General features: G+C 34.1%; 9 protein-coding genes. 4 read left to right on the forward strand and 5 right to left on the reverse strand.

The genetic code is table 11. From position 1 onward, the window contains the following. Window positions 1-2: 2 nt before the first annotated feature. Together FJOH_RS16995 and FJOH_RS17000 are read right to left on the reverse strand one after the other, a co-directional pair. On the reverse strand, window positions 3-947 hold the full coding sequence (locus FJOH_RS16995; protein ID WP_012025263.1) for a type VI secretion system baseplate subunit TssG: 945 nt from the start codon (window positions 945-947) through the stop codon (window positions 3-5). Next, entirely contained in the window at window positions 931-1572 is a 642-nt protein-coding gene (locus FJOH_RS17000; RefSeq protein WP_044047808.1) for a C40 family peptidase, read from the reverse strand. The genes FJOH_RS16995 and FJOH_RS17000 overlap by 17 nt, the downstream gene beginning before the upstream one ends. A 346-nt stretch (window positions 1573-1918) precedes the next feature. Here FJOH_RS17000 and FJOH_RS17005 point away from each other — a divergent pair, with 346 nt between their 5' ends. Together FJOH_RS17005 and FJOH_RS17010 are read left to right on the forward strand one after the other, a co-directional pair. After that, window positions 1919-2971 (forward strand): PKD domain-containing protein, encoded by a 1053-nt coding sequence (locus tag FJOH_RS17005; protein WP_012025265.1) that lies wholly within the window; start codon window positions 1919-1921, stop codon window positions 2969-2971. A 7-nt stretch (window positions 2972-2978) separates the two neighbouring features. Continuing rightward, window positions 2979-5438 (forward strand): AAA family ATPase, encoded by a 2460-nt coding sequence (locus FJOH_RS17010; RefSeq protein ID WP_012025266.1) that lies wholly within the window; start codon window positions 2979-2981, stop codon window positions 5436-5438. 98 nt (window positions 5439-5536) lie between these two features. On the opposite strand, the gene FJOH_RS17015 is transcribed toward FJOH_RS17010, so the two are convergent. The 3 genes from FJOH_RS17015 to FJOH_RS17025 are packed head-to-tail and all read right to left on the reverse strand — an operon-like array spanning window position 5537 to window position 9722. Beyond that, entirely contained in the window at window positions 5537-5779 is a 243-nt protein-coding gene (locus tag FJOH_RS17015; protein ID WP_052295196.1) for a hypothetical protein, read from the reverse strand. Window positions 5780-5818: 39 nt separating this feature from the next. Continuing rightward, complete coding sequence (locus tag FJOH_RS17020; protein WP_012025268.1) at window positions 5819-8218, reverse strand: arylsulfatase; 2400 nt, start codon at window positions 8216-8218, stop codon at window positions 5819-5821. A 22-nt stretch (window positions 8219-8240) separates the two neighbouring features. Then, window positions 8241-9722, reverse strand: coding sequence for a DUF1254 domain-containing protein (locus FJOH_RS17025; RefSeq protein WP_012025269.1), 1482 nt, complete (start codon window positions 9720-9722; stop codon window positions 8241-8243). A gap of 264 nt (window positions 9723-9986) precedes the next feature. Between FJOH_RS17025 and FJOH_RS17030 the strand changes: the two genes are divergently transcribed. Beyond that, complete coding sequence (locus tag FJOH_RS17030; RefSeq protein WP_012025270.1) at window positions 9987-10577, forward strand: hypothetical protein; 591 nt, start codon at window positions 9987-9989, stop codon at window positions 10575-10577. An 899-nt stretch (window positions 10578-11476) separates the two neighbouring features. After that, window positions 11477-11980 (forward strand): DUF4625 domain-containing protein, encoded by a 504-nt coding sequence (locus FJOH_RS17040; protein ID WP_012025272.1) that lies wholly within the window; start codon window positions 11477-11479, stop codon window positions 11978-11980. Window positions 11981-11987 lie beyond the last annotated feature (7 nt).

An 11987-nucleotide genomic window follows, 5' to 3' on the forward strand; every position in this document is an offset into this window, starting at 1 on the left:
TACTAAATTCGTGTTGTATACCCTAACACAGGTTCTTTACTAAAATTAAACTCTTCTGTTTCTTCATTAATCAATAACACTGTTTTTACTTCTACTTCCATTGGAAAAAAATGTTCGCAAAAACAATCTATAAATATTTTTATATCGCCGTTTTTAAGGTAATGCTGATAAGGTTTGTTCATTATAGGACCTATTTCTATCCTTAAATTCATAGAATAATCCATATAATCTTTTCCGGTAATAAAATCGACTCCTAACCTGTTTTCACCCAGCTTTATCTGCTCAGCTTCTTCGCTGTATTCTTTAGAACTTGTTGTTGTATAGGTTACTTTTTCTTCTATAATGCTTGATAAACAATTACAGGCAAGATCAATATCTCCAACTATCTTGTAGGCATACGGCAGTAACTGAATAAATTTTGAAACTAAAATCTCTGGATAAATGTGTGATAAACCCCAAAAATCATAGAAAAAATCTAACGGTTTACTCCCGTTCAGCTTATACAAAAAATTCCTTTCAACACTTTCAATTTTAGTCCGATAATGAAAAATTTCGTTTTCAAAAGGAGTAAAAAAAACACGTGCTTCAGCCTCTTGCTTTTTCTGGTGTTTATGCTCCCTTATCATCTGTTTTACAGATTTATCAGAGTTATTTTCGGTCAGACTATGCACAAAACCTTCCGGAAGTGCGTCATACATACTGTCTCGAGATAAGCGTATATTTAGATATTCTTGTTTGTCGTAATTATCATCCTGAATTGCCGCTCCCAGAATATCGCTTCTGTAGGCACGTGAAAACTGTCCGTGATTCGAAATCGTAATTTCATCCTGAACCACAGCTTTGTTTTCAAGAAGCTCATTAGCAATCACTTCCGCTCTAATATCATACGAAATATTTTCAATTTCGTACGCAAGATCTTCAAGGCTTTTTTTACTTTTTCTTTCCATCTTCGTTAATTCGTCCTGCGCCTATGTATCGTAACTGAAAATATTCATCATTAAAATTATATATTGCCAGACCTTTGTCTGTACAAGCCAGAATTCGGTCATTATGCAGGTACAAACCAACATCTGATATGGGATGATCTTTGTCGTATCTAAAGAAAACCAGATCGCCTTCTGCAAGGAAACTGCGACCGGTAAAAATTTGAATAGATTTTGATTTCCACATTCCAGCCGGGTCTTTAGGAAGCGTAACTTTATAAACATCACTGTACAGAGACTGAAGAAAATAAGAACAGTCAATTCCTTTTTTAGAAAAGCTTTTCTCCTTATATGGCGTATTCAGCCAAGGATCTATGTAAGAGTATAATTTGTAGTTGGTAATTTTATTTGGCATTACAGCCAGAATAATAGAGTATTTTTCTTTTAGAGCGAGAACTTCGTCACTCAAATTCTCTGAATTGTCATTAACAACGGTTTTGTTTTTTAAACCTGTTTCTTTCATTTGAGACTGTTTCTTTAACAGCTCTAAAGAATAATCATATTTAAACGGAATCTGCGAAATATATTTTTGAGCATAGCATTCTGTAAATAAATGCATCATAAGAATCATTATAACAATCTGCCTCATAAAAATATTATTTAGTACTCTTTTTTTAGATAATTAAAATATTATTTCACACCCAAATGGGTAATTTTTTAAATTTTAGCAACAATAAAAAACAAACTTTTGAGTTAGCTTTCCATTTTTAACCCTGAGAAAATTCTCATTTTTGAACATAACTCGTTTATTATGAATTTATTTACTTTTTGGAACGAGGTGGTTACAAACCTAACAAAATATTTTGTAAGAATACAAATATTTTTTGTAAAATTTATATGATAAATATTAAGTTTTTTAAAATAATTAAAACTACATTTGCTTCCGTTTTTTGTTAAAATTATCTTACTAATAGTAAAATATCCAAAGTCTAAAAATGAATCAAAAAAATATTGATATCAGGGTTGTGTTTTTTTTCGCAATTCTCTTATTAGCTGGAATCATTGCATTTATAGTGCAGCTTTTTAATCATGTCGACTGTGATGATGCTAAATTTTATATTTTTGCAGACCATTCTCAATCCGAAGAATCGATTGAGTTTTACGACAAAACTCCAAACGCAAAATCATGGATTTGGGACTTTGGAGACGGATCAGAAAAAGATGTCAGAAAACACACTTTTCACATCTATAAAAATCCGGGAAAATACTATGTTTCTTTAACAATAAACGGTAATTGCACCCATACAAAAGAGATCACGATAAAGGATAAATTTGCTGCAGATAAAATAGGCACTCCAAAAATTATTGTACCCAAAACTATTACTGTTGGACAGCCCGCTTATTTTAAATCAATTTCTGATGATGCCAGAACCTGGGAATGGGCATTTGGTGAAAATAAAGGCATTGATGAAACCTCTTCTAATCCTGTTTACAGCTTTATCACGCCGGGCGAAAAAACGATTACTTTAGTCATAAACGGAGATTTCAGCCGTGTGGCAAAAAAGATAATTTATGTGCATCCACGAGTTATAAAAAAGACGAATCCGCTGGATGTAAGCTCTTATGAATTTGAGAAAAAAGCCGAAGCTTTTGCTTTGCCAAGAGGACCTGTTAAAAAAGATCCGCTTGAAGAAATGCTGCAATATGTTCCGGTTGCTCCAAAAGCAAAAACTGTAAAAGACACTGTTGCCACGACTAAAAAAGCACCTAAAATGTCTGAAGACCAGTTTGAAATTTTGTTTAAAAAAGTAGCCGAAGGCAGTAAAGTTAAAGATGATTTTGCTGAGTTTTTATGTGATGATCTGGATATTCCGGTTGTAAAAAATGATAAAGATCTCTTAACTTTTGCACAATTATGTGCTTCTGTAAAAGGAAAAAAAATAAAAATTGAGTCAATACGCTTAAACAAGGACAAACAAACTAACTGCATTAAAGGATTAAATATCAGCTATAAAGTAAAAAAATATCTGGTATGGTCTAAAGATTAAATTTGGTATGGAAGAAGAAAAAAACGTTTTCAGTGCAGAATTATTAAGCGCATTAGAAATTGCGAAGAAAATCGCTAAAACCAATTTAAATAAATATTACTCGGCGTCACATTTGTTAAAAGCAGTTTTAAACAGGGATTTATCACTCTTAAAACGTCTTGAAGCTATGGGCAAAGATGTTTATTATCTTGATGAATGGGCAGAAGTACGAATTGAAGAAGAACCAAAAACTACTCATGTTCTTGATGCTGAGCCAAGTGATTTAATTGATGAGATTATAAAAGAGGCCGAATCAGTACGTATAGCACTTAATGAAGATGAAATTAGTCTTTATGCCGTGATAATTGCTTTAAGTTCTCCGGGTGTAGGTTTCAATTTCGATCAAATGAAGTCTTATCCTATCTCAAGAAATGAATTATTAGAAGATCAGATAGTTATTCCGCAAACTGAGAGTGGTGCAAAACAAGAAGTAAAAAAAGGTTTTTTAAGCAAATACTGTATCCATAAAAATCTGGAGAAAAATAAAAAAAGAATTCCTGCAATTGGGCGTGAAGCCGAATTGAATGCCATAAAAGAAATTCTCTGCCGATTCTCTAAACCTAATGTTCTGCTTATAGGCGACCGAGGCATTGGAAAATCGATTTTAATTGATACTCTTGTTCAAAATGTAATAACAAATCAGGTTCCGGATGCTTTAAACAAAGTACAGCTTTTTGAACTCGACTTATCTTCTCTTATTGCCGGAGCTTCATACAAAGGCGAAATTGAAGACCGTTTAAAAAACTGCATTCAGGAATTAAAACAATACCCCAGAGCTATTTTAATTATTGAAGAAATTCATATTTTACTCGATAAAAACGGAGGAGATTCCGGCGTTTCAAATGTTCTTAAAGGCGAACTGGCAAAAGGATTAAATATTATCGCGACCTCAACAATCGATGAATTTTCAAAAAGAATTGAGAAAGAACAAGGACTTTCCGGAATGTTTGAGATCGTTAAATTAGAAGAATCTGATGATGAGACTTTGTTCAGAATGATTCGCGAATCTATCAAAACCTATCAGGAACATCATAAAATACAAATAGACGATGAAACCATTTCAGAATCTATCCGCTTATCCAGAAGGTATTTAAAAGAAAAAAGCCTTCCTGAATCTGCAATTAATCTGATCGATCATACGATGTCGGTTTTAAAAACTTCAGGAGAAACTTTTCTTAATGAAAAACAATCTATTATCAACAGATTAAATCTTTTAAAAGAAAATACCAGCAATTTATCTGAAGATCAATTGATAAAAGAATACAATTGGTTTCTGGTTGATTTAATAAACAAAACAACATTTTTGATGGATGTTGATGAACAAAATGAAAAAAGAAATTTTGAAACATCAGAATCGATCTTAAATTATATTGAAAACCTGATTAAAACGCTTGAAGAAAAGGCACTTGATAAACGCTCTCATATTGAAGCTTTTGATTTGTCTTTGATTATTGCTAAAAAAACCGGAATTCCGGCAGGAAAACTTAAGGAAGAAGAAAAACAGAAACTAAACAATATTGAGGAAGTTCTAAACCGAAGAGTTATTGGACAGGATCATTGTATAGCAACGGTTGCAGGCTCTATTTTAGAGGCAAGATCCGGATTAAGCAAAGCCGGACAGCCTATAGCATCTTTCTTTTTTCTTGGACCAACAGGAACGGGAAAAACAGAATTAGCCAAAAGTTTAGCCGAGTTTCTGTTTCAGGATGAAAATGCCATCATTAGATTTGATATGTCTGAGTTTAAAGAAGAGCATTCAGCAGCGCTTCTTTACGGTGCGCCTCCTGGTTATGTAGGTTATGAAGAAGGCGGTCTGCTGGTGAACAAAATCAGACAAAAACCTTATTCTATTGTTTTATTTGACGAAATTGAAAAAGCACATCCTTCTGTTTTTGACGTATTCCTTCAAATTATGGACGAAGGAAAACTACATGATCGTTTAGGAAAAGAAGGTGATTTTTCGAATGCTATTATACTTTTTACCTCAAATATTGGGGCAGATCATATTGTAAATACTTTTAATAACGGCGAAATTCCAACATCTGGTTCTTTAATGGAAATTATGGGGAATTATTTCAGACCTGAATTTTTAGGACGTTTAACTGAAATAGTACCTTTTGCCCCTATCAGTAAAGAAAATGCATTGAAAATATTCGAAATCCATCTCAAAAAAGAGTTCATGGATTTATTAAAAAACATCAATATTAAAGTTGAAATTCCCATGGAGGCTAAACTTTATCTTGCTGAAAACGGATATAATGCTAAATATGGTGCAAGACCAATCAAAAGTATTATCAGAAGTCATTTAAGAAGACCTTTGGCAAAAAAAATAATTTCAGGAGAAGTAAAAGACGGCGATACAATTTCTGTTACCATAGAAAACAATGAAGTAAAATGGGTAAAAGAAGAATTTACCGCTGTAAATTAAATCGTAAAAACAATTAATCCAGTTTAGTTAGTTTATAAACCCTAAAAAACGTCTTGCGACGTTTTTTAGGGTTGTAAGTATTTTATAAAATTTCCTTTTTATGAACTATTCCTAACAATATAAAATAATATTTCTTCTTCTAATTCTTTTGCAAGGTTCTCGCATTCCAGTTTTTGACGAAAGTTTTTTTCAAATTTCTTCTTATAAATTTCAGCATTTACAATACTTTCGCAATAATCATCACACATCGTTTTAAATCTGGAATCAAGCAAATACATCTTTCTCATTGATTCAAAATATTCTGCAAATTTGACATTATATAGTTCGTCAGGTAAGGACATAGTCTTGAAGTTTAAATATTTCTCTAATGAAATCACATTTTACTCTTTTGCCATTTTTACTTTAAATTCGTTCTCAACATTCTGATAAGCATCATTACTAACATCATAAACTACTTTTGCAATTTTACCGCCAGTAAAATCGAATTTGGCTTTATATTGTTTACTTACCGGATCACCGCTGTCACGGCCTACACATAAACCTTCTCCTGAAAGTGAATAATGTCCTGCCTGAGTTCGAAAAGGTTTTTCGTCAACTACTTTATTGTCTAAATACAACCTCATCTTTCCTAAAGTCTCGTTTTTGTCACTCATTTTTTCTTTTATAAATTCAACACCTACAATATGTTTCCCACTAGAAGGAATTGAAGTGCTTAAAACCTGTTCTGGCGCAAGACCGAGGAAATTATAGACATAAGTCAGTTTTCCGTCTTTTGCAAACAAACTATAACCGCCAAAACGTGATCCCTGAGATACAATAACTCCTTTTGAATCTTTAGTAAAATCTACTTCGGCCAGAATTTTAAATGAACGTCCAAGAGTTGGTGCGGCAGAAGCTTCAGGAACTTCTGTGGTTCCCGGATAATAAATAAATCGACCATCAGCCGGAACTTCTTTATGATATTCTAATTTGTGAAATTCAGGAATAGAAAGATCATTAAGCGGCAGTACATGGTATTTTTTTGCTTCGTCCATCCAAATTTGTTGCAGTTCTTTTACTTTATCAGGATATTTTACTGCAAGATCTGTAGACTCTGAACGATCAGCATCTACATTATACAACTCCCATTGATCTTTATCAAAATTTCCAATATTTACGGGTAAAGCCCCATGAACAGCTGTAGCTTTCCAGCCGTCTTTCCAGATTCCTCTTGTGCCTACCATTTCATAATATTGTACTTTTTTAGCAGTTGGCGCTTTTGCATTATTAAAACTGCTTATCATAGAAACACCTGCAAGGGGTGTCTGCTTGACACCATCTACTACATCCGGCATCGTCAAACCGCAGGCTTCTAATATTGTAGGTACAATATCGGTACAGTGGTAATACTGACTTCTTAATTCACCTTTGGCTTTAATTCCTTTTGGCCAGCAGATTACAAGAGGATCAGCAGTCCCTCCGCTGTAGCCAGAATATCTTTTAAACATTTTAAATGGTGTCGAAAAAGCAGCTGCCCATCCTGTTGGATAATGATTGTAAGTATCTTCTGAACCTAGTTTATCAATCATGCTTAAATTAACACTCATGTCATCCGGATAGGCATTAAAGAAATTATTCTCGTTTACCGAACCATTTGGCGAACCTTCTGCAGAAGCACCATTATCAGCACAATACATAATCAAAGTATTATCAAACTGACCTGAATCTTTTAGATATTTAATTACACGCCCTACTTCAGCATCTGTAAATTCTGAATAAGCCGCATACACTTCGGCCATACGGCTGAACAATTTTTTTTCATCGGCAGTCAGACTATTCCATGGTTTTACCATATCGCTTTCAGCAAATTTACCTTTCGGCATAGGATTTAAAGGTGTCATTTTTGTTCCTTTTGGCAGAATTCCTTTATCGATCATACGTTTTAAAACCCAGTCTCTGTAAGCTTCATAACCATCGTCAAATTTTCCTTTGTATTTCGCAATATAATCGGCTGGTGCATGATGCGGTGCATGATTTGCTCCCGGATTGTACCACATAAACCAAGGCTTATCTGGTTTTGATTGTTTTGAATCCTGAATATACGCAATTGCTTTATCTGCCAAATCTTTGCTTAAATGATAACCATTTTCTGGTTGAGAAGGCTGTTCTATAAAATGATTGTCTTCTATAAGACTTGGGTACCACTGGTTAGTTTCTCCTCCAATAAATCCGTAAAAACGATCAAATCCAAGTCCAAGAGGCCAGCGTTCTTTAGAAGAAGCCATATCAAGTGCATCTACAGGAACATTATGGTTTTTACCAATCCAAAAAGTCGACCATCCGGCTTCTCGCAATACAGTAGCAAGTGTAGCATTTTCTTTTGGGATATGCCCGCTGTAGCCCGGAAATCCAACCGCAGATTCTGATATAGAACCAAATCCGTTTTGATGATGATTACGCCCTGTTAAAAGTGTAGAACGTGTAGGCGAACATACCGATGTAGTATGCCATTGCGTATACGTTAATCCGTTTTTTGCCAGTTCATCCATAGTGGGCATATTGATACGCCCCCCATAAGGTGACCATGCAGCAAAACCGGTATCATCATATAAAATAATAAGTACGTTTGGGGCATCTTTTGGAGCTTTTGTCTCCAGAAATGCCGGCCAGTCGCCTTTTGAATCCCGAATATCGAGTTTAATATCACCGCCAAATTTCTTTTCTTCCTGTTTTTTAGGAGGATTCTGTGCCATTAAAAAGGAACAGAACAAAAATATCAAAAGTTTAAATAGTTGTTTCATGATAGTATGATGGTTTAAAGTGTTACTTTACTTCTTCAAAGTCACCTGGTTTCCAGCTTCCGTTAAATGCGTCTTTTTCTGGTCCGTAAATTCGGAAATAAGCAAACCAGCCCACATTTGGAATTGTTTTAATCCATTGACCTTCTTTTCCGGCCGGAGCTTTTGGTCCAAAATATAAGTCAACCGTTTTACCGCCTATTTTATTTTTTAGTTCAAATAAAGAACGAAGCGCGGCTTTATTTTGATCTGTTATAACCTGACTTCTCGTTTTAGCATCATAAATGGTAACCGACCAAAATAATTTAGCAGGTACAGGTGTTGGTATTGTTAATTTATATGTTTTACTTCCGTCTACATATTTCCCTGTATTATCCTTAAGTCCAAGCCAGTATAAAGATCCTCCGCCTTCTTTTCTTCTAAACATTGACGGCGAAGCACCAATTGCCTGATAAAACCAGGTTTCCCTGCCATCAAGATCTACATAATCAGGAGTATTAAAATCGCCGTCTTCAAATCGAAGTGCCACCCATTCCCATTGGCGGTCTTTCCAAACTACACGGTCTTCACGACGATCAGCAAAAGATTGTACACGCATTTGTGCATTAGCAATTTTAGCGGCTTTTTCGAGTATTGCTTTCATACGTGCATCAGGACTGAATGATTTTCCTTTTTTAATTCCTAATACCGCCAATTCTCCATAATAGTTTCTATATCCTTCAAAAACTGGTTCACGCTGAATAACATCATTTAAATTTTCCCAGTATTTTATGTTATTTTCCCATCCTAATGGTGTTGTGTTTTGAGGTTTATTAGTAAGATCAAGCCAGTCTGGCTCTTTCCAGTTTGCCGGTTTATTTAACGGATATACTTTAACCGTTTTAATACGTGTTATAGCCGCATTTACATCACCGCCAACAGGAAGCGAGCGTATGCCTACAGTTAAATTATTTGATGAAGATTTCCAGACATGATATCCCGAAGCAGGAACGACACCCTTATAATCAGGAGGCAATAGCAGATGTTTTCCTCCATTGCCAGCATCAGGTCCCGGAATTCCCATATCGGCTACCCAGCGTTGATTGACATCCATTGCTACAACAATAAGAGGTCCTTTTGGGATATCTATAACCATTGGACCGTCTGATAAATCAATAGGAATTGGTCCGTAAGGCGTATCTGAATTAAGAGTAAAACCAATTTGTCCTGGTTTGGTGTCTAAAGTTCCAAATGATTTGTTAGGAATAATTTTAATGCTGTCATTCCCTTTTACCAGACCTTCACCGGAAACCGTTGGATAGAAAAATTTATAAGCCTGTATTGCTCGAGTTAAATCGGCATCATCGTAAGCTTTTTTAATAGTCGCTTCGGTTGGATAACCGCCTGTAAATTCATAATCCGAAGTTAAATCTACAGAACTGTCGGTACTTTTTGTAACTTCTGTTTCTTTTTTACAGCTGATCAAAGCCAAAAAAATCAAACAAATATAAACTGATAATTTTTTCATGTAAATTTATTTAAATGGTTAAACTTCAAAACATTATCAAAGTTATCACCACCTATCAGTTTTAAATTACTTTTAGAGCCTCAATTAGGTTTCATATTATAATTTGAAACAAAGTTTTATGTTCATTTTACTTTCTTTCGTATCTTGTAGTAACGCAAAATAATTATTCTCAAAGGCAATAAATGCCCTATTTAGCTGTTTTTATTACCAAGAGTTGATGTGCTTAATTAACAGCACATTTATATGATAAATAAAAAATAAAGTATGAAAAGAATATTGTTTTTAATTATAATTACCGCTTCCCTGCAAGTATATTCACAAGATGAGCTTAAAGGAAAATACCAGCCGGTACAGCAAAAAAAATCAGAAACTAAGGAAGTGGTTCCGCCAGAAACTAATCCATCTGCAGAACCGCCTGCACTGGCAAAAGATCCAATTGTTTTACAAATAAATCCCGAAGAACTTTTTAAGAATAATGCTTTATATAAAAAAGAAGCTAATGTTGAAGGTATCTTTTACAGAAGAAATGAATATTTAGGAGGTTTTATCACAAAGGGAGCCGTTTCTACTGTTCGTTATCGGGATGCCGCTTTTGTTGACGGCGATAAAATCAGAGTGTATTTAAATGATAAGGTAATTGAACCTGAAGTTTTATTAGACGGAGAATTTAAAGGTTTTAAAATAAATCTGGTGAAAGGAATTAATAAAATTGATTTTGAAGCACTAAATGAAGGTTCTGCTTCGCCAAATACTGCCGAATTTCAGGTTTTTGATGATAAAGGAGCAGTTATAGAATCGAGCCAATGGAATGTGGGTACCGGCTATAAAGCTGTTATCATATTATACAAAGAATAAAAAACTAAATTTTAATTACTGTAAAGCCTTAAAAGATCTAACAAGAGTTTGGATTTTTTAAGGCTTTTATTTTTCTGAAAAAGTTTTACTGAAACATTGTTGCATTTACAAATAAGAATTTTATATTTGTAACTCTGTGGCATTAATTAGCTGCAGATTCATTTGAATGAAAAAGAAATTAAAATGTATTAATCTTCTCTTCCCGCTGATAGTATTGTTTGCGATACTATTTCCGGTTATACATTCTTATGAACACATCCACAATCACAATTCAAATTCTAAAAAAACAGAGCTGCATCATACAGCAAAAACTGAATTTAAAATTAAAAAGCATTCAGAAGAATGTGCAATCTGTCATTTTAAATTCAGCCCTGTTACCACTTTTAGTTTTGCCCCCTTTACCTTTTACAAAAACAGCAGTATAAATTCTTTTGTTGTTTTCTATTCTAAATCTTATTCTAGTTTTTTTAAAGGTGCTTTGTTTTCACTTCGGGCTCCTCCCAGAATTTAAGCAGAAATAGTCATTCCTAAAAGGAAGAATTATGTTTTGCTTAGTATTTAAACTCTAAATTACCAGGAATCTATTGGCTTGTGTTAAACTAACAGGCACAATTTTGATTGTCTGTAATAGTTTAATCTTTTCAGAAAATCTGAGCAGAATCAGTAACATTCCAAAACTTATTCAGTAAAAAACTGGCATTCTTAAATAGAATTTCATCTTTTTTTGACTGATGCAATGACTTTTTCTCACTTCAAAAAACATGCTTTTGTAACCTGATACAATTCAATTTTGTATTTGGATTTCTCTCAGCGCTTCTGCATCTGAGAAGGAATTACTATGTCCAATTCTAAAATCCGGACAAAAGCTGTTATCGCCCAGTAATCCCAAAATAATTTATATGAAAAAAGTCCAAATTAAATGGAGCAGAATAACAACTGCAAAAAAAATTGCCGCTTTAGTTCTCGGCTTTCTGGTATTTACAGCCTGCAGCAGTGACAATGATTCTGTTGATACAGAATATCCTGTAATTGATATTTCGGCTTCAAACGCATTTCCTGTGCAATGCAGTCAAATGAATCGAGGACAGAAAATTACTTTTCGTGCCGCATTCAGCGACAATGCCGCATTAGGGTCGTACAGTGTTGATATTCATCACAATTTCGATCATCATACGCACAGTACCGAAGTATCAGACTGCGAAACAGATCCGGTAAAAAAACCTGTAAAACCATTGCTTTACATTAATTCGGTTACCATTCCCGAAGGTTTAAAAAAATATGAAGCAGTTCAGGAAATCACTATTCCGGAAGATATTGATCCGGGAGATTATCATTTTATGATTCGTTTGACTGATAAAGAAGGCTGGCAGACTATTAAAGGCTTAAGTATTAAAATTTTATAAAACCGCT

Source organism: Flavobacterium johnsoniae UW101, from assembly GCF_000016645.1.
Classification (GTDB): Bacteria; Bacteroidota; Bacteroidia; order Flavobacteriales; family Flavobacteriaceae; genus Flavobacterium; species Flavobacterium johnsoniae.